A 23,301-nucleotide genomic window follows, 5' to 3' on the forward strand; every position below is an offset into this window, starting at 1 on the left:
ATCTGAAATGCCGTATACGTTTTGCCGGTTCCGGTGGCCATGACCAGCAAAATGCGCTGCTGGCCCTTCGCCACGGCTTCAACGGTATTGTTGATGGCACTGGCCTGATAATAGCGCGGCGTACGGCCGGTGCCATCATCAAAGTACGATATTTCGACCGTGTGGCGGGCCTCGATGGATTCCAGTCCTTTCCACTGGCAGTAGCGTTGCCACAGTTGCGCCGGTGATGGGAAAGCATCCAGTGTCAGTTCCTGTTCGATCCGTTCTGCCAATCCGGTGCGATCATGCAGCAGAAAGCCATCACCATTGGAGCTGAATACAAAAGGTACGCCAAGCGTGTCGGCATAATTTAAAGCTTGTTGCATACCGGCCCCTATGCTGCAACTGTTTTCCTTGGCCTCAATCACAGCCAGTGGAATATTGGATTTGTAATACAGAATATAGTCAGCGCGTTTTTGTTCGCCACGTGCATGTAATTTTCCGCGCACGATAATGCGGCCTTTGGTGAAGCTCACTTCTTCCCGGATCTGGCGGTGCAAATTCCATCCGGCTTGCACCAGTGCAGGGGTGATATATTTGGTGCAGATATCGCGTTCGGAAAGGCTTCTTTTGTCGTTCATGCGGGTGGAATTTGTTTTTTATTTTCGATCAATGGTTTTTTGATAAGCCGCAAGATCCAGGCATTTGAAACAGCAAATTGGGGATTAAAGCATATCAGTTTCAAATTGGCTATTACTATGGATTTTCAATCGAATATTGGATAATGCGGACAGTGTAGTATTATGCTGAGCATACTGTAGTTGATCTCTTACTCGATTATTAGGATAAAAAGGAAAAGAAGAGAAGTTTATCGTCATGAAAAAGCACCCTCGCTATATTCCGGCATTTCATTTCCACTGGCTGACGCGCTGGTACGATCCCATGATGCGATATTTTTTTCCGGAATCGAAAATGCAGTCTGCATTAATCGCGCAGGCCGATATTCAACCCGGCCAGACCTTATTGGATGCAGGTTGTGGTACGGGTACGCTCACCTTATTAATTAAGCAAACTCAACCGCAAGCGGCAGTTTATGGGTTTGATGTGGATCCTCAGATACTGGCCATTGCACGCAAGAAAGCCGAGCGAGCGGGAGAAACCATCATGCTGCAGCAGGGTACGGCATGTTGTTTGCCTTATCCGGATGAAAGTTTTGATCATGTGTTTGCCAGCTTGTTGTTGCATCACTTGACGCAGCAGGATAAACAGCATGCGTTTAGAGAAGCATTCCGCGTATTGAAGCCAGGGGGGTCTTTGCATGTGGTGGATTTCGGCAAGCCGCATGTTTTCAGCATGTGGTTGATTTCCTGGTTAATGCGTTGGTTTGAAGAGATACACGATCACGTTCTGGGATTATTGCCGGTTTTTATGGCAGATGCCGGATTTCATCCGGTTGAAACGACTGCTCATCATCGCACTGTTGCTGGCACGATTGCGTTGTACTGTGCCGCAAAGCCCCTCCGCTGAGATGAGCACTTTGCACCATGGAATAGACGGTTTGATCGAGGTGCTCTTAATATTCGACCGGCAGCGGATCCAGACTGCGCCACAAATACCATGTCGCGACCGAACGCCAGGGTTGCCATGACTGGGCGAGTTGGATCATGGTTTTTTTATCGACGCTTTGTTTGTCGAAGTAGTGCAAGCTGATCGCGCGTTGCAGGCCGATGTCATCGAGTGGTAGCACATCCGGGCGCTGCAAATGAAAAATAAGAAACATTTCCGCAGTCCAGCGTCCGATGCCCTTTATTTTGCTCAATTGCGTGATAATGGTTTCATCGTCCAAGCTGATCCAGCTAATTTCGTTCAAATTTCCTTCCATAAAATGCCGTGACAAATCCTGCAGGTAGATTATTTTCCTTGCGGAAAGTCCGCAGGTTCTTAATAAGTCCGGTTCTTTTGCAGCGACCGTGTGCGGTTCGAAGACAGGAATTGCGCTGATGACTTTTTGCCAGACGCTTTCAGCAGCCTTGACGGAAATCTGTTGTCCAACGATGGAGCGCGCCAACGTGGTGAAAGCACTGCCGCGCGAGGTGAGCGTGACACCCTGAAACTGTTGAATCAATTGCTGCATGACTTGATCGCAGACGGCTAATTCCTGTGTTGCTTGTGTCCAATATTCGGGAATCATATTTTTGTGATGAAGTGGGAAAATTAATTGAAACGAGTACGTGATTTTTGCTTGTAATACCTGTTTATTGGAAATCATTATCGCAGCAAAATTGATAATGCACCTATGATTTTTATTCTATCTATCTTATTTATTTGAACAATTTGCTGTCTGTTCTCTTGTAATGGGCTTCACATTTAAGTCTTTGTCATATAACTATAAAAACCCTATTTCTTGCTTGACTATCGAGGATTTATTGATTAAAGTGGGAAGTAGTGGGAAAATGTGGGTTAATTTGGTGTGTCTCGATGAATTTTCCCGTTATATGAGGAGACAGCATGTTTCGTGGCGTCACGCAGCTCAATCTGGATGCAAAAGGTAGGCTTGCGATACCCGCAAGATACCGTGGCGAACTGATGTCTACCTGCTCAGGACACTTGATAGTGACTGTTGATCCTTCAAAGTGTTTGTTGATTTATCCTCAGCCAGCCTGGGAACCGATAGAACAAAAACTCAATAATCTTTCCAGTTTTGACACAGTAACTCGCAACTTGCAAAGGTTGCTGGTGGGTAATGCCTGCGATGTCGACATGGACGCTGTCGGCCGTATTTTGATATCGCCGCCGTTGCGTCAGTTTGCTAGTCTGTCCAAAGATGTGGTTTTGGTAGGACAGGGCACGAAGCTTGAGCTGTGGGATGAAACGCAATGGAATTTACAAATCGAAATTGCGCTGGCATTCAAGGATGGCGGCATGCCTCCTGAGCTAGAAGGGTTCTCGTTATAATTGATTGAATAAAAAGGAACAAATGCATATCCCGGTGTTGTTACACGCAGCCGTTGATGCATTGGTGCTGAAACCAGATGGGATCTATGTGGATGCAACGTTTGGGCGCGGCGGGCATAGTCGATTGATCCTGTCGAGATTAGGTGAACGTGGTCGGCTGATTGCGCTGGATAGAGATCCCGTCGCGGTACTGTCAGGGGAAGCAATTACGGACCATCGATTTTGTATGCGCCATGGCAGTTTTTCCAGAATGCAAGAGATTCTGCAGACTATGGAGATTACGCAGATTGACGGAGTATTACTGGATTTGGGTGTGTCGTCGCCGCAATTGGAGGAAATTTCGCGTGGGTTCAGCTTCCGGTCAGCGGGACCGCTCGATATGCGCATGGATACCAGTGGCGGGCAGACTGCGGCAGAGTGGTTGTTAACGGTGACGGAAAAACAATTGGAATGGGTGATCAGAGAGTATGGCGAAGAACGGTTTGCTAGACAGATTGCACGAGCGATTATTGCGGAAAGAGCGCGGCAGCCAATTGTTAATACATTACAACTTGCCGAGATTGTCGCAGCGGTGGTCCGTGCACGGCAGCGGGAAAAAAGCCGGCATCCAGCGACGCGCACTTTCCAGGCGATACGCATTTATCTCAATCAGGAGCTTGAGGAATTGTCGCTGGTTTTGCCGCAATGCGTGGGTTTATTGAGGCCGGGCGGGCGATTGGTAGTGATTAGTTTTCATTCTCTGGAGGATCGGATGGTGAAGCAGTTTATGCGAGCAGCAGCCAGTAATGATGAGCTGCCGCGCGGGGTGCCAATACGGGAAAAAGAATTGCAACGCTTTAGCAAACAAACTATGCGACTGGTAGGGCGGGCAATTCGTTCAGATGAGCTTGAAGTGGCCGAGAATGTCCGCTCAAGGAGCGCAGTGATGCGTGTGAGTGAAAAAATCCATATCAACAGGTAAATCGAGTGTTCAAATTGAATATCTTCATTATTCTGGTGCTCATTGCAAGCGCATTAGGCGTGGTGACCTCGCAACATACGGTGCGGAATCTTTTCATGGCGTTGGAGAAAGAAAAAGAGACAGAAAAAAAATTGGAAGTGGAATGGGGAAGGTTGCAATTGGAACAAAGCACTTTGATTATGCATGGGCGCATAGAGAGTATTGCGATAGAACACTTGAACATGATGGTGCCAGACGCTTCCAGCATACAAATTGTATCAATCAATACGGCTGAGAATGAAATGAATGTGGAGAAAGTTACACCATGATTCAACCAGTATTACCGCAAATTAAATTATCAGCATGGCGTTCCATGCTGTTGTTTGGCTTGCTGGTGCTGGGTTTGATCAGTTTGGCGGTGCGTGCTGCCTATCTTCAGGGGATGCACAACGATTTCTTGCAAAAGAAGGGAGAATCGCGCTATAGCCGAGTATTGGAAATGAATGCTGAGCGGGGGATGATTACGGATCGGAATGGCCATATCATGGCGATCAGTTCACCGGTCGCATCAATATTTGCTGATCCGAAAGTGGTGGACATTAAACCCGAGAAGCTGCGGCAATTAGCAGATTTGCTGGAGATGAATAGCGTTGATCTCAACGCACTGCTTACTAAGGAGAACAGGCGTTTTGTTTATCTGAAGAGACAAATAGTACCGGATATCGCTGAGAAGATCATGGAATTGAAGATCAAAGGTATCTATTTAACCAGCGAATCCAAGCGATATTACCCGGAAGGTGAGTTTGCTGCGCATGTGTTGGGTTTTACTGATATCAATGACGAAGGTCAGGAAGGTGTTGAACGCGGTTGGGAGGAAACGCTTGCAGGGGAGTTGGGTCGCCGTCGGGTGATCAAGGATAACAAAGGGCAGATTATTGATGAAGATGTAGCAAGCATTCGTTCTCCTAAACCGGGGCAAGATTTGGTTTTATCCATAGATAGAAGGATTCAGTATCGTGCGCATGCGGAATTGAGACAAGCCGTCCTGGCTAATCGAGCAAAGGCGGGCAGTATCGTGGTTCTGGATGCGCAAACAGGAGAAATATTGGCGCTCACCAATTGGCCAGCGTATAACCCTAACAGAAGATCAACCATAAATAATGAAAGGCTTCGCAATCGGGCCTTAATTGATACTTTTGAACCTGGTTCGACTTTAAAACCATTTACGGTGGCAATTGCGCTGGAAGTCGGGAAAGTGAATTCAAATACGGTCCTGCAGACCGCGCCTGGATCGTGGCAGGTGGGAAGGAAAACTATACGAGATGTCAGCAATAAAGGCGAATTGACTGTTGCCGAGATTATTCAGCAATCGAGCAATGTTGGTACGGCAAAGATCGCGTTGTCAATGGAGCCGCAGACAATGTGGGAAATGTTCAATCGTTCAGGATTCGGTGCGCTGACTAACTCAGGTTTTCCTGGCGAAGCCAGCGGAATATTGCGGCCCTATAATAGATGGCGACCCATTGAGCAAGCCACAATGTCATATGGACATGGCATATCAACCAGTTTAATTCAGTTGGCGCGTGCTTACACGATCTTTGCAAGCGGCGGAGAATTAAAACCCATTTCTTTGCTGAAACAGAATATGCCCGTCATGGGACAGCGCGTAATTTCACGCGATACTGCTTGGGCAATGAGCCGTATGCTGGAGATGGCGACCCAGCCTGGAGGAACAGCGCCTTTGGCGCAAATAAGCGGGTACCGTGTTGCTGGTAAAACGGGGACGGCACATAAGTTGATAGATGGGCAGTATGCAAATAAAAGCTATATCTCAACATTTGTGGGATATGCACCGACCTCAAATCCGCGTTTGATCATTGCAGTGATGATCGACGAACCAACAGCTGGAAAATATTTCGGCGGTGCTGTTGCTGCTCCCATCTTCAGCAAAGTCATGTCTGGAGCTTTGCATATTTTAAATATTCCACCCGATGCGTCGGCCAATAATGTCATTACGTTTACTGCAACACCAGAAATGGAAGATGAAGGGTGAGCCTGATGACTGCAAAAAGCAAAGGATCAAAAGGATTTGATTTCCATCTGCTTGAAGTATTGGGCGTTGTGATTAGGAATCTGGTCGCAGATAGTCGTCAGATAAAACCGGGCGATACCTTTGTGGCATATCCTGGCGATACCACTGACGGACGCAAATTTATTCCACAAGCAATCGCTGCTGGGGCCAATGCGATTCTGTGGGATCCACGCAATTTTGCATGGAAGTCTGAATGGCATATCCCCGCCTTAGCGGTGGATGATCTTAAGATGAAGGCAGGTTTGATTGCTGGTCATATTTATGATTATCCATCACAAAAATTATGGATGGTGGGAATTACCGGAACTAATGGTAAAACTTCATGCAGTCATTGGTTCGCTCAAGCTATGTCAAGTTTGGGCTACAAAACGGCTGTGCAAGGAACGCTAGGGAGGGGATTTATTGGAAAGTTGGAAGTTTCAGAAAATACAACGCCTGATGCCACAATATTACAGCATTCACTCAAAGAATTTGTCGATGAAGGCACTAAGAGCGTAGTAATGGAAGTATCTTCGCATGGCTTGGTACAGGGACGAGTCATCGGCACAAAGTTTTCAGTTGCAGTGTTTACAAACTTGTCGCGCGATCATTTGGACTATCATCAAGATATGGATGCGTACGCCGCAGTCAAGGCAAGCCTGTTTTTTTGGCCGGAATTAAAGTACGCAGTCGTGAATATGGATGATGTTCTGGGTGTCGAAATATCGCGGCAACTTGCCAATAAGACAACCAAAATAATTGGTTACGGGTTTTGTTATCCTGAGGAAAGTGATTCAAAGCAGTTCAAAATGGTACACGGGTCAAATCTTAAATTTGATATCCATGGTATGGAATTTGATATTGAATTTGAGGATAATCACGAACATTTGAGAGTCGACTTGCTGGGCAAATTCAATGCATCTAACTTGCTGGCAGTCATTGCAGCCTTGTTAGCAAGTGGAATTCAATTGCCGGATGCGATCCGGGCGCTTCAGAGTGTACAACCCATTCCAGGACGGATGGAAAAATACTATGAGAGCAATCAATCGATTATTATCGTTGATTACGCTCATACACCGGATGCATTGGAGAAAGCGTTATGTACTTTGCGTGAGCTTTTGCGTATTGAGGGTCGAGATGCACGCTTATTTTGTGTTGTTGGTTGCGGCGGCGATCGCGATAAAGGAAAACGCGCTTTGGTCGGTGAAGTTGCTACACGCTTGGCTGATGAAGTTATTTTTACCAGTGACAATCCGCGCTCAGAAGATCCCTTGCGAATTATTAAAGATATTGCGGCAGGTGCAGTTAAGGGAAATTATCAATTAGAAGTAGATCGAGCGTTGGCTATTTATCAGGCAATCGCCAATGCGCGTAACGGTGATATTGTGTTGATCGCAGGTAAGGGACATGAAAAATTCCAGGAAGTAAAAGGGCAAAAAATTTCTTTTAGCGATGCTGAAGTAGCTCAACAGGTGCTGAAGGAGTTATCTGTAAAAGTGCGGGTGCAGCAATGATGATGATTCGTGAAGCTGCAGATATATTACATGCTGATTGGAGTGGCTCAGATGTCAGTTTTACCGGAGTCAGCACAGACAGCCGTACTCTTAAGCATGGTGAGTTGTTCGTGGCGTTATCTGGCGAAAAATTTGATGGCGGTAAATTTGTGTCTAGTGCTAAAGAAAAGGGCGCAGTGGCTGCGATGCTCCAACAAAATATTGATAGTGTCGATTTGCCGATTGATTTTCCGGTGATTCGAGTCAAGGATTCGCGCTTAGGGCTTGGGGAGCTGGCAGCGCACTGGCGCAATCGTTTTTCGATACCGGTGGTCGGTGTTACAGGCAGTAATGGTAAAACGACAACCAAGGAAATGATTGCGGCAATATTACGTGCAGCAGCAACTCAAGATGCAGCAGACAATGGAACAATTGAATGTGTGCTGGCTACCGAAGGCAATCTGAATAATGATATCGGCGTACCACAGATGTTATTGCGTTTACGGCAACAGCATCAATATGCAGTGATTGAGATGGGGATGAATCATGTCGGAGAGATTGCCTATCTGGCTCGATTGGCTAAGCCGAATGTTGCAGTAATTACGAATGCAGGCGCAGCGCATATTGAAGGATTAGGTTCGATCGAGGCTGTGGCGCGAGCTAAAGCGGAGATTTTTGCCGGTCTAGATCGGTCCGGAACAGCGGTTATTAATGCGGATGACCGATATGCGTCATTATGGCGTGAGTATGTCGGTGCAAGAGAAATTATTGATTTTGGTTTAAGCGAAAATGCTCAGGTGAGTGCTGTGTATCAAGTGGATCAATTAGTCAATACGATTCAACTGAGATTGCCTGAAGGTGCCGTCGAAGTGATATTGCAGGCACCAGGGGTACATAACGTTTATAACGCATTGGCCGCAGCTGCCGCAGCCTGTGCTCTAGGTATCAGAAAAGAATGGATTGCAGCGGGTCTCCGGAGATTCCAAAGTGTCAAAGGGCGGCTGCAAAAAAAATGCGGTTTACATCATGCCCTGCTAATTGATGATACTTACAACGCAAACCCAGAATCGGTGCGGGCTGCTTTAGCTGTATTGGCTGCAGCTGAAGGGAAGAAAATACTGGTTCTGGGAGACATGGGAGAATTAGGTAAGTTAACCGTTGAGTTACATCGCGCGATCGGTAGAGAAGCACGCAATGCCGGGTTGGATCGATTATTGACTTTGGGCAAATTAAGTGCTTACGCAGCAGAGGAGTTTGGTAAAGGTGCGCGACATTTTAATTCTATCGATGAACTACTGAGCGTCACGAAAGATTTGCTTGCAAATGATGTTATTCTGCTGGTGAAAGGGTCACGCTTCATGCAAATGGAGCGGGTCGTGAAGCAGTTGGAACAACCCGAGGTGCTAACATGCTGCTAGCACTTTCTCAATGGTTGTCACAGGATTTTCGTGTTTTCAATGTATTCAGCTACATAACCTTGCGTACAGTAATGGCTACGCTTACTGCGTTAGTAATTTCCTTCGTAATCGGACCTTTAATGATACGAAAGCTGACTGCTTATAAGATTGGTCAATCCGTTCGTGATGATGGTCCACAAACTCATTTGGTTAAAATGGGTACCCCGACTATGGGCGGCGCTTTAATACTGATGTCAATCCTGCTGACTACTTTGTTGTGGTCGGATTTGGGTAATCGTTATATCTGGGTGGTGCTGTTGACAACCCTGGGATTTGGGGTGATTGGGTGGATTGATGATTACCGCAAGGTGGTTCATCGTAATCCCAAAGGACTTTCAGCAAAGGTCAAGTTTTTTTGGCAGTCTGTTATTGCAATAGCTGTCGCAGTTTATTTGGCATCAACCGCAGAAATTTCAGCGCAAACCGACATGATTGTGCCGTTTTTTAAGGAAGTGGCGATTCCATTGGGATTCGCTGGCTTTGTTATCCTGACATATTTTGTTGTGGTCGGCACCAGCAATGCAGTGAATCTAACCGATGGCTTAGACGGTCTGGCTATTATGCCGACAGTTATGATTAGTAGTGCGCTCGCAATCTTTGCCTATGCCGCTGGGCATATCGTTTTCGCAAAATATCTCGGAATTCCCTATATCCCCCATGCGGGAGAGTTGGCTGTTTTTTGTGGTGCCATGTCGGGTGCGGGTTTGGCTTTTCTGTGGTTTAACGCTTATCCCGCTGAAGTATTTATGGGGGATGTAGGTGCGCTGGCGCTGGGCGCTGCTTTAGGCGTGGTTACTGTGATTGTGCGCCAGGAAATTGTGCTGATCATTATGGGCGGTGTTTTTGTGGTGGAAGCTTTGTCCGTTATGTTGCAAGTAGCATCTTTCAAATTGTTGGGCAAAAGAGTGTTTCGCATGGCGCCCTTGCATCATCACTATGAATTGAAAGGCTGGAAAGAAAATCAGGTGGTAGTCAGATTCTGGATTATTACCTTTATCCTGGTTTTAATTGGATTATCAACATTAAAGTTAAGATGAATTTGCAAGATAAAGCAGTGCTGGTGCTGGGATTGGGAGAAACAGGCTTGTCGATGGTTAAATGGCTGGTTCGCCAAGGTGCCAAAGTTCGTGCTGCTGATAGTAGACAGGAACCGCCAGCCTGGAAAGAAATAATGGAGAAGTTTTCAGAAGTGCAAGTTTATACGGGTAAATTTGAAGCCAAAATTTTGGATGGCATAGAAATGATTGCAATAAGTCCAGGCGTTCCAGTGGCAGATGCTTGCGTGCAGCAAGCTATTCGACTTGGCATACCCGTTATAGGAGATCTGGTATTTTTTTCCTGGGCACTTGAACAAAGTAAGTTGCCTAAACCCAAGATCCTTGCGATCACGGGATCGAATGGAAAGACAACAGTGACGTCAATGGTCGGTGCCATGTTGCGGAAATCAGGGTGGAGTGTGGCAGTAGCCGGCAATATTGGTCCAGCCGTTCTGAATGCGTTGATGGAACAAATGGATGCTGGAAATTGGCCGCAGGCATGGGTACTGGAAACTTCCAGCTTTCAATTGGAAACAACTCATAATTTGAACGCCGATGTGGCGACTGTGCTTAATCTGAGTGAAGATCATTTGGATCGTTATAAATGCATGCAAGATTATGTCACCGCTAAAGAAAAAATTTTCCTGCATGAGAAAGGCAATGTATGCATACAAGTTTTGAATCGAAATGATTCCAGAATCAGTGCAATGGCTTTGGTTGATGGAAAGCAGATGACCTTCGGATTGGATGCGCCATCTACCCAGACTGATTTCGGCATCCTGCGCGACAAGGATGATCTGTGGTTGATAGAAGGCGATAACCGCTTAATGAGAATCTCTGAGCTTGTAGTCAATGGCTTGCACAATGCTGCCAATGCGCTTGCAGCAATAGCTATGTGCCGTGCATTGAATATCGCGATTGAACCACTCTTATCCGCATTACGTGAATTCCGCGGTTTACCACACCGAATGGAGAAAGTTGCAGCTTTTAACGGAGTCACTTTCTTTGACGATTCCAAGAGTACTAACGTGGGAGCAACGGTCGCGGCACTGAACGGCATGAAACAGAATGTCATTTTGATAGCAGGTGGTGATGGCAAGGGGCAGGATTTCTCACATCTGAGACAGGCAGTTGCTGAAAATGCTCGCGCGGTAGTGCTGATTGGTCGTGATGCGGGAATCATAGCCAGTGAATTGAAAGATTGTGGCGTTCCTCTCCATTTTGCAATCACTATGGAGGAAGCAATGCAGAAAAGCTTTTTGTTAGCACAAACAGGAGACGTGGTCTTGCTTTCGCCAGCGTGCGCCAGTTACGACATGTTTAGAAATTATATCCATCGTGCAGAGGTGTTTGTGGCTGCAGTCAAGGATATTGAAAATAAGTTTTTTAGTTTTGGACAAAAAAAACATTAAGTAATGATGATTTATCAGGCAATCAATCAGAAACCGAGAGTCATGGCAGATTTTGATCAGGCATTAGTATGGTCTACCCTGCTGCTGCTGAGTATTGGCTTGGTCATGATTTATTCTGCTTCGATTGCAATTGCAGAGGCTCAGTATGGATCTGATCGTGCTGGCTACTATTTGTGGCGGCACATTGCTTACCTGGGATTTGGATTGATCCTGGGACTGATTGCTTTTCAGGTGCCAATGCAGATATGGCAGAAATACATCGCATATCTGTTCATGATCGGTGTTTTGTTGCTGATACTGGTTTTGGTTCCCGGTATCGGTCATGAAGTCAATGGTAGCCAGCGCTGGATATCACTCTATGTGGTCAATATTCAGCCCTCTGAATACATGAAATTCTTCATGGTATTGTATGCTGCTGATTATGTGAATCGCAAAGCGGCTGATCTGAATTCTCTGAAAAAAGGATTTCTTCCCATAACCATTGTTCTATCAATAGTAGGAGTTTTATTGTTACTGGAGCCGGATTTTGGAGCTTTCTTCGTAGTGTCTGCACTGGCCATGTCAATCCTGTTCCTGGGAGGTGTTAGTTTAAAAATATTTATCGGGCTAATCGGCATTCTGGCGATTGGTATATATGAGTTAATTCTGAGCTCACCCTATCGATTAAGCCGTGTAGTTGCTTTTATGGATCCTTGGGCCGACCCGTATGGTAAAGGCTATCAGTTAAGCCATGCGCTGATTGCATTCGGACGTGGTGAGTGGCTTGGTGTCGGACTGGGCGGCAGTGTGGAAAAGTTGTTCTATTTACCCGAGGCACATACAGATTTCCTGCTTTCCGTGTTGGCGGAGGAGCTTGGGTTTGTAGGCGTTGCCGTCGTGATCGTTTTATTCATGTGGCTCATCACTCGTGCATTTGTTATTGGTCGACTGGCAGCAAAACTGGATAGTCCTTTCTCAGCCTTGGTGGCGCAGGGAATCGGTGTCTGGATTGGTTTGCAGGTACTGATCAATATGGGTGTAAACATGGGTGTTTTACCTACAAAAGGGTTAACGCTACCCTTGCTAAGTTATGGCGGCAGCAGTATCACCGCGAGTTGCATTGCATTGGCAGTTCTATTGCGGATTGATTGGGAAAATCGCCAACGTTTGCGCGGACTTGCCATATGAGAAAGCATACAATTCTGATCATGGCGGGTGGAACAGGAGGGCATGTTTTTCCGGGGCTGGCAGTCGCTGATTATCTAAGGCAGTTGGGCTGGCATGTGGTATGGCTTGGAACCGAAACTGGCATGGAATTAAAGCTGGTGCCTCAGTGCGGCTACGAAACTGAAGTGATCAGCTTTTCGGGGCTGCGTGGTAAACGCCTAGCTACCTGGCTATTGCTGCCACTGCGCCTGATCAGAGCATTTTTGCAAAGTATAAAAATTATTCGACGCGTGCAGCCTGATGTGGTTTTAGGGATGGGAGGGTATCCAGCTTTTCCAGGTGCCATGATGGCATCGCTGCTGAATAAACCGTTAATCATTCATGAGCAGAATTCGGTGCCAGGTTTAACCAATAAAATTCTTGCAAAACTAGCAGATAGGATTTTTCTGGGTTTTCCAGAGGCAATTCTGAACAACAAAAAGAAATCCGTATATTCAGGTAATCCAGTACGGACAGAAATTATGAAGATAGAAGCACCCGAGATAAGATTTTCGGGGCGGCAGGGAAAATTGAATTTGTTGATTGTGGGGGGTAGCCTGGGAGCGCAGATATTAAATACCACTGTGCCGGAAGCACTGAAATTAATGCCTGAAAATATCCGCCCATGGGTTGTTCATCAGGCGGGTATGGCGCATTTGAATTCGGTTAAGCAAATGTATGACGATCTTCAGCTGGATGCTGAAGTGACTGCATTTATTGATGATATCGCTAAACGTTATGCGGAGTGTGATTTGGTGTTGTGTCGCGCTGGTGCGTTGACCGTCGCAGAATTAAGTGTAGCTGGAGTGGCCAGCATTTTAGTGCCTTATCCACACGCGGTAGATGATCATCAAACTCAGAATGCTCGATTCCTTTCCGACCACGGAGCTGCTGTGTTAATTCATCAGCGCGACTTGACCGCGAGAAAACTGGCGGATTTCTTATTGAATTTGACACGGGAGAAATTACTCGGGATGGCGATAACGGCTCGCAGTCGGGCAAAACAGGATGCAACTAAAGTCGTGGCTGAAGCATGTATTGAGCTAAGTGGAGCACAGAATGAGGCATAAAGTGAAACATATTCATTTTGTCGGTATTGGCGGTGCCGGAATGAGTGGGATTGCCGAAGTGTTCGTCAATATGAACTATCAAGTCAGTGGCTCCGATTTGATGGATAGTCAAGTTACTCAACGACTGGCCAGCCTCGGCATAAAAGTTTACATAGGTCATGCCAGTGAACAGGTCGCAGGCGCAAATGTTGTCGTGACTTCAACTGCAGTCAAAGCTGACAACCCTGAAGTAATTGCGGCCAAGCACAAAAATATTCCAGTGGTTCCACGTGCCTTGATGCTGGCAGAATTACTTAGGTTGCGTACCGGTATAGCGATAGCTGGCGCACATGGGAAAACCACCACGACCAGTTTAATTGCAAGTATTCTGGCTGCGGCTGATATGGATCCTACATTTGTAATTGGCGGAAAGCTGGAAGCGGCAGGTTGTCATGCCCAATTGGGTAGTGGTGAATTCATTGTCGTCGAAGCGGATGAATCCGATGCCTCGTTTTTGTATCTACAGCCGGTGTTGGCAGTCGTGACAAATATTGATGCGGATCATATGGAAACCTATGGCTATGATTTTAACAGGCTAAAACAGACATTTGTAGAATTTCTGCAGCACTTGCCTTTTTATGGGATGGCTGTGGTCTGCATAGATGATGCCAATATTCGCGAAGTGATGCCGTCGATTACCAAGCCTATTACGACCTATGGTTTGTCCGAAGATGCACAAGTACGTGCTACCAATATTCAACATAGCAACCATCAAATGAAATTTACAGCGGTAATCGGTGTTAATGGTTCGGCCCGTAAGCTGGATATCACGCTGAATTTGCCCGGATTACACAATATACAAAATGCTTTAGCAGCTATTGCGGTCGCCAATGAAATTTGTGTGCCCGATGTTGCCATAGTGAAAGCGTTAGCAGAATTTAAAGGTGTGGAAAGACGCTTTCAACATTTTGGGGAAATTAGATTATCGATGCAAAAGAGTTTTGCATTGATTGATGATTATGGTCATCACCCGGCTGAAATGGAAGCAACCATGAAAGCCGCGCGTGGTGCCTTTCCAGGCAGACGCTTGGTAGTAGCGTTTCAGCCGCACCGTTACACGCGGACTCGAGATGTTTTTGAGGATTTTAGTAGAGTTTTATCTCAAGCAGATGCGTTGTTGTTAACAGAAGTGTATTCCGCTGGCGAAGATCCGATTATTGCTGCGGATAGTAAATCATTAGCTCGATCAATACGGGTGCAAGGAAGAGTAGAACCTATTTATATAGAAGAGGTTGATGATTTACCGATCGCCATACTCAATCTTGTACAAGATAACGACATCGTTCTGGTGATGGGAGCAGGCTCAGTGGCTAAGGTTGCTTCACATATTGCTCAAATGAAAAGCAAATTGATTGTAGTCAATGGTAATGATTATTGAGGGCTAATGAGTAATGGCCAGTTTGTCAGAAAAAGCAAGAATAAGTGTATCAACAATAGATTTTGTGCCTGCTGAGATAGATGATATGTCAGGGATATGCCGTGGAGAGATGCGTCTTGATGAGCCGATGAGTCGTCATACTTCGTGGCGCACCGGTGGTTGCGCGCAGCATTACTACGTGCCTGTGGATCTGGAAGATTTTGCAAGTTGTCTACGGGAATTGCAGCATGAACCTATTTATGTGATCGGATTAGGTAGCAATCTGTTGATAAGAGATGGTGGAATACAAGGTACGGTCATCGCATTGCACGCTCAATTAAATGAATTGCGGTTGATTGAACAAAATCAATCCGGTGGACTCATCTATGCGGACGCTGGCGTGGCCTGTGCAAAAGTGGCGAGATTTGCTGCCAAGCATAATTTAGCTGGCGCAGAGTTTCTGGCGGGCATACCAGGGACGATAGGCGGGGCATTGGCCATGAATGCAGGGTGTTATGGATCAGAAACTTGGGAATTCATTGAGCAAGTACAAGTTGTCAATCGGAAAGGGCAAGTCTTTATTCGGACAGCAGATGAGTATGCAATTGGTTATCGCAGCGTAAAGTTGCAGCCCGAAACGTCAAATGTGAATGAAATGGAATGGTTCGCGGGCGGATATATTAGATTAGCGCAGGGGGAGCATACGGAGTCGCGGCAGCGAATCAAACAATTACTGGCACAACGTGCTGCAAGTCAACCGCTGAACCAGCCAAACGCTGGTTCAGTATTTCGCAATCCACCGGGAGATCATGCGGCGCGTCTGATTGAAATCAGCGGATTGAAAGGATGTTCTATTGGCGGTGCGCTGGTATCACCTCAACATGCTAATTTTATTGTTAACCAGGGGCATGCAAACGCGACTGATATTGAGGCCTTGATCTTAATGGTACAAAGCAGGGTTAAGAAAGCAACGGGTGTCGACTTGATCCAGGAAGTCAGGATCATTGGCGATGTCAGGAGACTTACGTAGTGATAAGGCATAACTTTGGTAAAGTAGCCGTTCTGCTTGGCGGTCGATCCGCAGAACGTGAAATCTCTTTGCAAAGTGGGCAAGCAGTTTTGGACGCGCTAATTCGAAGCGAAGTGGATGCGTATGCATTTGATCCGGCAGAGAAGGCGCTTGAAGATCTGTTGCGGCAAGGTTTTGATCGTGCGTTTATTGCACTGCACGGACGTTTTGGCGAAGACGGTACGATTCAAGGTGTGCTTGAGTGGATGAGACTGCCTTATACTGGCAGTGGAGTGATGAGTAGTGCCCTGGCTATGGACAAATGGCGTACTAAATTATTATGGCAGGCGGTCGGCATTCAGTCTCCACGTTATGTAATATTGCAGGCCGACAGTAATTTTGAAGAGGTTTCCGAGTTATTGGGATTGCCACTGATTGTTAAGCCAGCGCGAGAGGGTTCCACAATCGGCTTGAGTAAAGTAACTCACAAAGATGATTTGCTGCCTGCTTATCAATTGGCGGCACAGTTTGATGCTTTGGTGCTGGCTGAAGAATTCATCGTGGGAAAGGAACTAACGGTTGCTATTCTGGACGAAACGCCGCTGCCAATCGTGAGAATAGAAATTACGGGCGAGCTTTATGATTATCAGGCCAAGTATGTATCGAATGATACAAAGTATTACTGTCCCAGCGGTTTATCGCATGAGTTGGAATCGAATATTCAGACACAAGCTTTGCGGGCTTATAAGGTACTGGGTTGCCAGGGCTGGGGTAGAGTTGATCTGATCCTGACGCAGACGGGAGAGTTCTTTTTTCTTGAAGCGAATACATCTCCGGGCATGACCGACCATAGCTTAGTTCCTATGGCAGCCAGGACAGCGGGGATTTCATTTGAAGACCTAGTGATGAGAATATTGGATTTAACACATGTGGAATAATCACCATGCACTGGATTTGTTATCCAAAATATTGTTTGTTTTGGTGGCCGTGACAGTGTTGTGCGGGATAAGTTTGCAACTAATTAGGCCACCGTTTTTTCCGATAAAAGAAATTAATATACAGATTGTTCATGGCGAGGGAGGAATTAATGCACGCTTGCAAAATGTTTCCCATGCACAGATAGAAAAGCTCGTTAGAAATGAGATTGCAGGAAATTTTATTTCCGTAAATTTAACTGCAGTGCGCGAAGCTTTTGTAAAATTACCGTGGGTACGGGATGCGCGGGTATATCGGGAGTGGCCTCACGGGTTAAATGTAATGCTGGAAGAGCATCATGCATTGGCATATTGGGGAAGTCATGCATTGGTGAATACTTATGGTGAGGTATTTCGAGTTACCGCTGATGTTAATTTGCCAGTTTTTATTGGCCCAAATGAGGCTAGTGCCTATGAAGTCACGCAACAATATAGACGATTCAATCAGATTTTAATGCCTCTGCAGCAACACATTGCACAAGTAATGTTGACGCAGCGTTATGCATGGCGAATTCAGTTGAATACGGGAACGGTATTGGAATTGGGGAGAAATGAGATAGAAGAGAGATTAATTCGTTATGTTTCAGTATATAACCATAGCATCGCTCGGCTAAATCAGCAACATTCACTGGCATATGTTGATCTGCGCTATCCAAATGGCTTTGCTATACGTGTGCCCGAAACGATGCAACAAGAACCTCATAAATCTGTAGCTAGGAGAGAAACGTGAGGCCAGGGGGAGATGAAACTTAGATGAATAAAACTAGAGACAATAGAAATCTGATCGTCGGACTTGATATTGGCACATCAAAAATTGTAGCCATCGTCGCGGAAGTAACTCCTGAGGGGGGGGTCGAGATTATTGGATTGGGTAGTCATCCTTCGCGCGGATTAAAGAAAGGCGTTGTGGCGAATATCGAGACAACCGTGAATGCCATTCAGCGTGCGTTGGAAGAGGCAGAATTAATGGCGGATTGCAAAATTAATGAAGTATATACCGGGATAGCCGGTAGTCACATCAAGGGCTTTAATTCAAATGGCATGGTGCCAATCAAGGATAAGGAGGTTACTGAAAAAGATGTCGAACGGGTCATGGAAGCGGCAAAGGCTGTCAATATCCCTGCCGATCAGCAAATCCTTCATGTCTTGAATCAGGAATTTATTATTGATGGTCAGGAGGATGTGCGCGAACCGGTGGGTATGAGCGGCATACGATTGGAAGTGAAAGTTCATATTGTAACAGGCGCTGTTTCAGCTGCTCAAAATATCGTGAAATGTGTGCATCGATGCGGTTTGGAGGTGCGGGATTTGATATTGCAGCCTTTGGCGTCAGCAATGGCCGTATTATCAGAAGATGAAAAAGATCTTGGTGTGTGTCTGGTTGATATTGGCGGCGGAACGACAGATATTGCGGTATTTACGCACGGAGCGATCAGACATACTGCGGTCATTCCAATTGCAGGTGATCAAATAACTAATGACATTGCGATGGCATTACGTACGCCAACCAAGAGCGCAGAAGATATCAAATGCCGTTACGGCTGTGCATTGAGGAGTCTTGCGGATACCAAAGAAATGGTTGAAGTTCCAGATGTGGGTAATCGTGGCTCACGCCAGCTTTCCAAGCAAACCTTAGCTGAAGTAATAGAACCTCGCGCTGAAGAACTTTATGGTTTGGTACAAGCTGAGTTACGTCGGAGCGGGTTTGAAGAACTGCTTTCATCAGGAATCGTAATAACCGGAGGATCTGCTTCACTACGCGGCATGGTGGAATTGGGCGAAGAGATATTCCATATGCCTGTGCGGCAAGGCTTGCCCAATTATCATGGAAATTTAAGAGAAGTAATTCATACACCTCGATATTCGACAGGTATTGGTTTAATTCTGGCGGGTGTCGAGCAGATGCAACATCAACATGGATCAAGATTACAAGGAGGTTCTGCCAAACAGGTTTTATCCAGAATGAAGGGGTGGTTCCAAAGAAACTTTTAATTGCAAAGTTTAGGTGTTGTATTAGCAGTCAGGCAGCTTTAATTTCAATGTACTAAAGGAGAAACAATATGTTCGAAATCATGAATAACGATACTCAAGAGGCAATCATCAAAGTCGTTGGTGTGGGTGGCTGCGGCAGCAATGCTGTGGATCATATGATCCAGAATGGAATGCAAGGTGTTGAGTTTATCAGTATGAATACTGATGCACAGGCATTGAAAAGTAATAAAGCTCCAACGATATTACAACTGGGTACGGGAATTACCAAAGGACTGGGTGCTGGCGCGAATCCTGAAATTGGACGTGAAGCCGCACTTGAAGATCGTGATCGTATCGCTGAGCTGATACAAGGTGCAGATATGCTGTTCATTACCGCTGGCATGGGCGGTGGTACGGGCACAGGTGCGGCACCGGTTGTGGCGCAAGTTGCCAAAGAAATGGGTATTCTGACTGTGGCTGTTGTCAGTAAACCATTTTCATTTGAAGGAAAGCGTCTGCTTGCTGCTAAGGCAGGTATGGAAGAACTGTCGCAACATGTTGATTCATTAATTGTAATTCCTAACGATAAACTTATGATGGTGCTTGGCAATGACATCTCTATGCTGGATGCATTCAAGGCGGCAAATGATGTGCTCCACGGTGCAGTAGCAGGAATCGCTGAAGTTATAAATTGTCCGGGCTTAGTGAACGTTGACTTTGCCGATGTCAGAACAGTCATGTCTGAAATGGGTATGGCAATGATGGGTTCGGCGATAGCTATGGGTGTTGATCGTGCGCGTGTTGCTGCTGAACGCGCCGTGTCCAGTCCATTGCTGGAAGATATTTCATTGTCAGGTGCGCGTGGTATTTTGGTAAACATTACAGCCAGTCAATCACTGAAAATGCGTGAGGTGCATGAAGTAATGAATACAATTAAAGATTTGACTGCTGAAGATGCAACAATTATTGTCGGCACAGTTATTGATGAAAGTATGACTGATAATTTGCGTGTAACAATGGTAGCTACTGGGTTGGGCAGTCTAGTTGCCCAGAACCAGAATCAAAATTCACCATTAACAGTTGTTCATACCCGTACTGGAACTGATGACAGGGACTCAATTTTTTCTACAGAAGAACCCGCAGTTATGCGCACAGGCAGAAGAAGCAATGCCACAGTCGCAGCTATGCGTCAATCTGGTGTAGATCCGATGGATATTCCGGCTTTTCTGAGAAGACAAGCAGACTAAAGAAATTTATAAGAGCGCTTGCTGATTGTAAATTAGTACATTGAAAAAATAATGGATACCCCGCTGTATGTGCGGGGATCTTTATGTTTGAACTTTGCGGGAAGTCCGTTATGCTAGAGAATTATCAACACTGAAACTAGTTAATAATTGTTTTCCAAACATTATCCAATGCGGAGTGGACACAACGGATGCTAACCGCTGCGGTAGCAGCTACAGGATGTAAGCCATTACGCTGGAACTTTCTTTATTCAACTTCAACATCTTAGACGAATCAATCTTTGATTGAATGGCTCGCTCCAAAACACACTGCGGCAGTAATATTTAGAGCAGAAACTAACTCAAACGAATCTTGGGTGATGCCGTTATTAGCTATAAGTCAGGAGTACGAAAAAATTTTTAACTTGCAGCGATTTCAAGGGTACCAAATTCTGCATTGCTATAAATGATTCATTATCCCTCAATCCCATGAGCTTGAAGAACATGGAAACTGCCAGAACGTTAAGAATCGAACTTCTGATAGCCTAATCATGTGACATCGAGAGAACTTAAGATAAGTATTTAGAGTTTACTCAAAAATCATAACTAGCTGATTGAATTTAGGAATAGTATGCTTTTGGGTAAAAAGGGCACGTAAGTATGTGAGTTTAAACCAAAAGCCGTGCACTATGATTCGTTATATCTGCCAAAATAGCATTCTGGGTGACAAAAAAGAGGATGCCCAGAGAAATTCCGTTTGCGCGTACCTGCCAATCATATCAAACCAGAATTTCTACTTGGTAGCGTATAACTGATCGCTGAATTTCTGAGCGAGTTCTGTTTATTGTTCGATATTTTTTCAAGGTCGGCTAATTAATGAGTATTTTGTGCCCGATTACACAATAACGGTAAGCCACAATAGCTTTTCAGCAGACTGTTATATGACTAAGATTCTTGAGAAATTGAGGGATTACTAGTTGAAGGTGTGAATACATCAGAAAAAAAAGCGTTCTTGGGTAGATTACAATAATTGGTGAAATCGTGGTACGCTGCCTTTATCATTGCGGGTACGCCACAGGCGTATACTTGGTATTTTTCCATATTCTTGAAGTCTTGCATCACGGCTTCATGCACTAATCCTACTCTTCCTTCCCAGTTATCAGTTGGTAGGGGTTCGGATAACACAGGCACAAAAGTAAAATTTTCATGCTCTTGCTGCCAATTGTCAGCCAAGTCTGCCAAATATAAATCAGCTTTTGTGCGTGCGCCCCAGTAAAGCACCATTTTTCTTTTGCTGCTTCGATTGTTTTCTTGATATAAAACGTGCTCAAGAATACTTTTTATTGGGGCAAATCCTGTTCCGCTGGCTAGAAAAATGATTGCAGCATCAATGGGTGTATCACGCAAAAAGAATGATCCAAGAGGCCCGATAAAACGAACAATATCTTTAATGCTCATGTGATTAAATACAAATTCTGTGAATGCGCCTCCCGGGTAATTACGCACATGTAATTGTAAAAACTCATCGTTATGAGGAGCATTCGCCAAAGAGAAACTCCGACGTTTACCATCTTTAAGCAAGATGTCGATATATTGACCTGGCAAAAATTGTAGTCGTTGTTTGGAAGGAAGTTTTAATGAAATAACCATGACATCGGGAGCAACAAGATCAAGCTTATGTACGCGACAAGGTAAGTTTTTTATTTCTATATCTTTGACTGCATTGATCTCCTGACACTCAATGATCAAATCGGTCAATGGAGAAGCACAGCAGAACAATGCCTGACCAGATTTTATTTCTTCTTCAGTTAAGGTTTCTTCACTATGACGACCGTAGTTCACAGATCCCTGTATGATTTTTCCTTTGCAAATTCCACAGGAACCGTTGCGACAACCGTACGGAAGCGAAAATCCTTCACGCAGAGCTGCTTCAAGAATGGTTTCTCCAGACTTTGCTGTTAATATATGGCCGCTGGGTTGAATAAGGATTTGATACGACATTGAGTAGCAGCTAAATATTATATTCGGGAGTATTGTAGAGATCGTATGAAAAAAACACTGTTAATTATCGGTTGTGGCGATGTTGCTCTACGAACAGTGCCATTGTTAAAAACACATTACCGTATTGTCGGTTTGTATCGTAACGCAGATCGTGCCGATCAGTTACGAGCAAATGGAATTACTCCAATTTACGGTAATTTAGATTTCCCCACAAGCCTTAATAAACTCGCGGGGATAGCACACTTTATATTACATTTAGCCCCTCCGCCCAATCATGGTAAGCGAGATACTAGAACCCTGCATTTATTGTCTGCTCTTACAAATCGAACAAAAACTAATTCTGCGATTTTACCACAACGATTTATCTATATCAGTACCAGTGGAGTTTATGGTGACTGTAAGGGTGATTTAATTGATGAAACTCACCCGGTTCATCCTGAAAATGATCGAGCCATACGTCGTGTCCATGCTGAAAGACAAATACGTAACTGGGGAAAGCGTAATTACATTTCTACCTCTATAGTGCGTGTACCGGGGATCTATGCAGCCAATAGATTACCTTTGCAACGTTTGCGTGAAGGCAGTCCTGTCTTATTGGATGTTGAGGATAGTTATACTAATCATATACATGCAGAAGATCTCGCGCGGATTGTTTATGCTGCCATACGGTTCGCCAAAGCAAACAGAGTTTATCATGCGTGCGATGATTCTCATCTCAAAATGGGAGAATATTTTGACCTGGTGGCTGATCATTTTGGCTTACCACACCCGCCCAGAATTACTCGAAATCAAGCTCAAGAACAAATAAACCCCAGTATGTTATCTTTTATGAAGGAATCTAGAAGGCTTAGGAACGATAGAATAAAGAAAGAATTACACATTAGTTTGCTATATCCGACAGTTCATGAGGGCGTTAAAGCTGCACTGACTAGCAATCAGAAAAAATAAAGCACCCCGCCGCAAGTAGCGGGGTATTAACTGCGCTCATCAATCTGCTGGTTTTCAATCAGCTTTCGCTCCAACGGACGAGGAATTGCCCCCGCAGAGATTAACCACTCGGTACCATCATAGTCATCGTATTTTTATAGGCTTATGAACCATTCTCCGTTTTCCTTTCGTCTTTATTAA

At 45.2% G+C, this 23,301-nt stretch carries 21 protein-coding genes; 18 read left to right on the forward strand and 3 right to left on the reverse strand.

The annotated features are described in order from the left end of the window. On the reverse strand, positions 1-620 hold a 620-nt coding region (locus tag C7H79_RS13675), incomplete at its 3' end, for a DEAD/DEAH box helicase family protein (protein ID WP_172592449.1). 235 nt (positions 621-855) lie between these two features. Between C7H79_RS13675 and C7H79_RS13685 the strand changes: the two genes are divergently transcribed. Then, positions 856-1,506, forward strand: coding sequence for a class I SAM-dependent methyltransferase (locus C7H79_RS13685; protein WP_106707801.1), 651 nt, complete (start codon positions 856-858; stop codon positions 1,504-1,506). Positions 1,507-1,552: 46 nt separating this feature from the next. Here the strand turns inward: C7H79_RS13685 and C7H79_RS13690 are convergent, their stop codons facing one another. Next, positions 1,553-2,248: a DNA-3-methyladenine glycosylase family protein gene (locus C7H79_RS13690; protein WP_242447305.1), complete on the reverse strand. Its 696-nt coding sequence runs from the start codon at positions 2,246-2,248 to the stop codon at positions 1,553-1,555. Positions 2,249-2,487: 239 nt separating this feature from the next. Here C7H79_RS13690 and mraZ point away from each other — a divergent pair, with 239 nt between their 5' ends. The 16 genes from mraZ to ftsZ all read left to right on the forward strand — a co-directional run bounded on the left by mraZ (position 2,488) and on the right by ftsZ (position 20,196). Beyond that, entirely contained in the window at positions 2,488-2,934 is a 447-nt protein-coding gene (gene mraZ / locus C7H79_RS13695) for a division/cell wall cluster transcriptional repressor MraZ (protein WP_106707802.1), read from the forward strand. A gap of 22 nt (positions 2,935-2,956) precedes the next feature. Then, positions 2,957-3,895 carry a 16S rRNA (cytosine(1402)-N(4))-methyltransferase RsmH gene (rsmH, locus tag C7H79_RS13700; RefSeq protein ID WP_106707803.1) on the forward strand — a complete coding sequence of 313 codons (939 nt, stop codon included), beginning with the start codon at positions 2,957-2,959 and terminating at the stop codon, positions 3,893-3,895. 5 nt (positions 3,896-3,900) lie between these two features. Beyond that, positions 3,901-4,203 (forward strand): cell division protein FtsL, encoded by a 303-nt coding sequence (gene ftsL / locus C7H79_RS13705; protein WP_106707804.1) that lies wholly within the window; start codon positions 3,901-3,903, stop codon positions 4,201-4,203. Then, positions 4,200-5,927: a peptidoglycan D,D-transpeptidase FtsI family protein gene (locus C7H79_RS13710; RefSeq protein WP_106707805.1), complete on the forward strand. Its 1,728-nt coding sequence runs from the start codon at positions 4,200-4,202 to the stop codon at positions 5,925-5,927. Before ftsL ends, C7H79_RS13710 begins: the two co-directional genes overlap by 4 nt. Before the next feature lie 5 nt (positions 5,928-5,932). After that, on the forward strand, positions 5,933-7,459 hold the full coding sequence (locus tag C7H79_RS13715; protein WP_106707819.1) for a UDP-N-acetylmuramoyl-L-alanyl-D-glutamate--2,6-diaminopimelate ligase: 1,527 nt from the start codon (positions 5,933-5,935) through the stop codon (positions 7,457-7,459). Then, complete coding sequence (locus C7H79_RS13720; protein WP_106707806.1) at positions 7,456-8,856, forward strand: UDP-N-acetylmuramoyl-tripeptide--D-alanyl-D-alanine ligase; 1,401 nt, start codon at positions 7,456-7,458, stop codon at positions 8,854-8,856. Before C7H79_RS13715 ends, C7H79_RS13720 begins: the two co-directional genes overlap by 4 nt. Further along, on the forward strand, positions 8,847-9,932 hold the full coding sequence (gene mraY, locus C7H79_RS13725; protein ID WP_106707807.1) for a phospho-N-acetylmuramoyl-pentapeptide-transferase: 1,086 nt from the start codon (positions 8,847-8,849) through the stop codon (positions 9,930-9,932). The genes C7H79_RS13720 and mraY overlap by 10 nt, the downstream gene beginning before the upstream one ends. Next, positions 9,929-11,344, forward strand: a complete 1,416-nt coding sequence (murD, locus tag C7H79_RS13730) for a UDP-N-acetylmuramoyl-L-alanine--D-glutamate ligase (protein ID WP_106707808.1) — start codon at positions 9,929-9,931, stop codon at positions 11,342-11,344. The genes mraY and murD overlap by 4 nt, the downstream gene beginning before the upstream one ends. 6 nt (positions 11,345-11,350) lie before the next feature. Continuing rightward, a complete protein-coding gene (gene ftsW / locus C7H79_RS13735) occupies positions 11,351-12,511 on the forward strand; it encodes a putative lipid II flippase FtsW (protein WP_106707820.1) in 1,161 nt (386 codons plus the stop codon). Then, on the forward strand, positions 12,508-13,599 hold the full coding sequence (gene murG, locus C7H79_RS13740; protein WP_106707809.1) for an undecaprenyldiphospho-muramoylpentapeptide beta-N-acetylglucosaminyltransferase: 1,092 nt from the start codon (positions 12,508-12,510) through the stop codon (positions 13,597-13,599). The genes ftsW and murG overlap by 4 nt, the downstream gene beginning before the upstream one ends. Beyond that, positions 13,589-15,016, forward strand: a complete 1,428-nt coding sequence (gene murC / locus C7H79_RS13745; protein WP_106707810.1) for a UDP-N-acetylmuramate--L-alanine ligase — start codon at positions 13,589-13,591, stop codon at positions 15,014-15,016. The genes murG and murC overlap by 11 nt, the downstream gene beginning before the upstream one ends. 13 nt (positions 15,017-15,029) lie before the next feature. Continuing rightward, positions 15,030-16,025: a UDP-N-acetylmuramate dehydrogenase gene (gene murB, locus C7H79_RS13750; RefSeq protein ID WP_106707811.1), complete on the forward strand. Its 996-nt coding sequence runs from the start codon at positions 15,030-15,032 to the stop codon at positions 16,023-16,025. Further along, positions 16,025-16,942: a D-alanine--D-alanine ligase gene (locus C7H79_RS13755; RefSeq protein ID WP_106707812.1), complete on the forward strand. Its 918-nt coding sequence runs from the start codon at positions 16,025-16,027 to the stop codon at positions 16,940-16,942. Before murB ends, C7H79_RS13755 begins: the two co-directional genes overlap by 1 nt. After that, positions 16,932-17,708 carry a cell division protein FtsQ/DivIB gene (locus tag C7H79_RS13760; protein ID WP_106707813.1) on the forward strand — a complete coding sequence of 259 codons (777 nt, stop codon included), beginning with the start codon at positions 16,932-16,934 and terminating at the stop codon, positions 17,706-17,708. Before C7H79_RS13755 ends, C7H79_RS13760 begins: the two co-directional genes overlap by 11 nt. A 23-nt stretch (positions 17,709-17,731) precedes the next feature. Beyond that, positions 17,732-18,970, forward strand: coding sequence for a cell division protein FtsA (ftsA, locus tag C7H79_RS13765; protein WP_106707814.1), 1,239 nt, complete (start codon positions 17,732-17,734; stop codon positions 18,968-18,970). A gap of 68 nt (positions 18,971-19,038) precedes the next feature. Continuing rightward, positions 19,039-20,196: a cell division protein FtsZ gene (gene ftsZ / locus C7H79_RS13770; protein ID WP_106707815.1), complete on the forward strand. Its 1,158-nt coding sequence runs from the start codon at positions 19,039-19,041 to the stop codon at positions 20,194-20,196. 921 nt (positions 20,197-21,117) lie between these two features. Here ftsZ and C7H79_RS13775 read toward each other — a convergent pair. After that, a complete protein-coding gene (locus C7H79_RS13775; protein ID WP_106707816.1) occupies positions 21,118-22,173 on the reverse strand; it encodes a CDP-6-deoxy-delta-3,4-glucoseen reductase in 1,056 nt (351 codons plus the stop codon). 45 nt (positions 22,174-22,218) lie between these two features. Between C7H79_RS13775 and C7H79_RS13780 the strand changes: the two genes are divergently transcribed. Beyond that, positions 22,219-23,121, forward strand: coding sequence for an SDR family oxidoreductase (locus tag C7H79_RS13780; RefSeq protein ID WP_106707817.1), 903 nt, complete (start codon positions 22,219-22,221; stop codon positions 23,119-23,121). Positions 23,122-23,301 lie beyond the last annotated feature (180 nt).

The sequence above is a fragment of the Nitrosomonas supralitoralis genome (genome assembly GCF_003011925.2).
Lineage (GTDB): Bacteria > Pseudomonadota > Gammaproteobacteria > Burkholderiales > Nitrosomonadaceae > Nitrosomonas > Nitrosomonas supralitoralis.

Excerpts from the sequence above, each read along its gene's own strand:
- C7H79_RS13685 (WP_106707801.1), top strand. The coding sequence starts at position 856 with ATGAAAAAGCACCCTCGCTATATTCCGGCATTTCATTTCCACTGGCTG.
- C7H79_RS13690 (WP_242447305.1), bottom strand. The coding sequence starts at position 2,248 with ATGATTTCCAATAAACAGGTATTACAAGCAAAAATCACGTACTCGTTT.
- mraZ (WP_106707802.1), top strand. The coding sequence starts at position 2,488 with ATGTTTCGTGGCGTCACGCAGCTCAATCTGGATGCAAAAGGTAGGCTT.
- rsmH (WP_106707803.1), top strand. The coding sequence starts at position 2,957 with ATGCATATCCCGGTGTTGTTACACGCAGCCGTTGATGCATTGGTGCTG.
- C7H79_RS13710 (WP_106707805.1), top strand. The coding sequence starts at position 4,200 with ATGATTCAACCAGTATTACCGCAAATTAAATTATCAGCATGGCGTTCC.
- C7H79_RS13715 (WP_106707819.1), top strand. The coding sequence starts at position 5,933 with ATGACTGCAAAAAGCAAAGGATCAAAAGGATTTGATTTCCATCTGCTT.
- C7H79_RS13720 (WP_106707806.1), top strand. The coding sequence starts at position 7,456 with ATGATGATGATTCGTGAAGCTGCAGATATATTACATGCTGATTGGAGT.
- mraY (WP_106707807.1), top strand. The coding sequence starts at position 8,847 with ATGCTGCTAGCACTTTCTCAATGGTTGTCACAGGATTTTCGTGTTTTC.
- murD (WP_106707808.1), top strand. The coding sequence starts at position 9,929 with ATGAATTTGCAAGATAAAGCAGTGCTGGTGCTGGGATTGGGAGAAACA.
- ftsW (WP_106707820.1), top strand. The coding sequence starts at position 11,351 with ATGATTTATCAGGCAATCAATCAGAAACCGAGAGTCATGGCAGATTTT.
- murG (WP_106707809.1), top strand. The coding sequence starts at position 12,508 with ATGAGAAAGCATACAATTCTGATCATGGCGGGTGGAACAGGAGGGCAT.
- murC (WP_106707810.1), top strand. The coding sequence starts at position 13,589 with ATGAGGCATAAAGTGAAACATATTCATTTTGTCGGTATTGGCGGTGCC.
- murB (WP_106707811.1), top strand. The coding sequence starts at position 15,030 with ATGGCCAGTTTGTCAGAAAAAGCAAGAATAAGTGTATCAACAATAGAT.
- C7H79_RS13760 (WP_106707813.1), top strand. The coding sequence starts at position 16,932 with ATGTGGAATAATCACCATGCACTGGATTTGTTATCCAAAATATTGTTT.
- ftsA (WP_106707814.1), top strand. The coding sequence starts at position 17,732 with ATGAATAAAACTAGAGACAATAGAAATCTGATCGTCGGACTTGATATT.
- ftsZ (WP_106707815.1), top strand. The coding sequence starts at position 19,039 with ATGTTCGAAATCATGAATAACGATACTCAAGAGGCAATCATCAAAGTC.
- C7H79_RS13775 (WP_106707816.1), bottom strand. The coding sequence starts at position 22,173 with ATGTCGTATCAAATCCTTATTCAACCCAGCGGCCATATATTAACAGCA.
- C7H79_RS13780 (WP_106707817.1), top strand. The coding sequence starts at position 22,219 with ATGAAAAAAACACTGTTAATTATCGGTTGTGGCGATGTTGCTCTACGA.